Here is a 699-nt window from a genome sequence, read left to right on the forward strand (position 1 = left end):
AGCCCGCGCCCGAGGCCGCGCACGCGGGCGGCTCGCGAGCTCACTCCTCGGACGCGGCGGTGCTCGCCGTCGTCGACCCGCACGGGACGCTGCTGGCGCGGATGCCGCTGGTCGTGGACCTTGCCGCCGGGCCGGAGACCGTGCTGCCGGAGCTGCTGGACGGCTTCGACATGCTGCTGGCCGACGCCGGGATCAAGCCGGCCTCCGTCGGAGGGGTCGCGCTCTCGGTGCCCGGCCCCGTGGACCCGCACGACCACCGGTTGTCCGACCCGCCGGTCATGCCGGGCTGGGGCACGTGGCCCGTGCTGGAGGCTGTGCGGGCCCGGTTCGACGTGCCGGTGCACCTGGAGAACGACGCCGACGCGACGGCGTACGGCGAGTTCACCGAGCTCGGTGCCGGCCTGGCCGGCCTGGGGGGCCGCCCCGAGCCGTTCGTGCTGGTCAAGGTGTCGCGGTTCCTCGGGGCAGGCCTCGTCATCGACGGCCGCACCTATCGCGGGACCGACGGCGGGGCGGGCGACATCGGGCACGTCGACGTGGGTGGCGACGCCGTCTGCCGATGCGGCCGCAGGGGCTGCCTCGCCGCGGAGGCAGGCGGCACGGCACTGCTGCGCCGGCTCGGGGAGGCAGGGTGCGACGTCGGCTCCCTGGCCGAGCTGCGGGCGCTCGCCGAGGGCGGCGACCCACTCGTCACGGCCG

1 protein-coding gene is annotated in these 699 nt (G+C 76.8%); it reads left to right on the plus strand.

The window, feature by feature from the left end; translation table 11 throughout:
- Positions 1-699, plus strand: a 699-nt coding sequence (locus PROKR_RS14155) for an ROK family protein (protein ID WP_157602088.1), incomplete at both ends; no start/stop codon positions are given.

The sequence above is a fragment of the Promicromonospora kroppenstedtii DSM 19349 genome (assembly GCF_000515355.1).
Taxonomy (GTDB): domain Bacteria; phylum Actinomycetota; class Actinomycetes; order Actinomycetales; family Cellulomonadaceae; genus Promicromonospora; species Promicromonospora kroppenstedtii.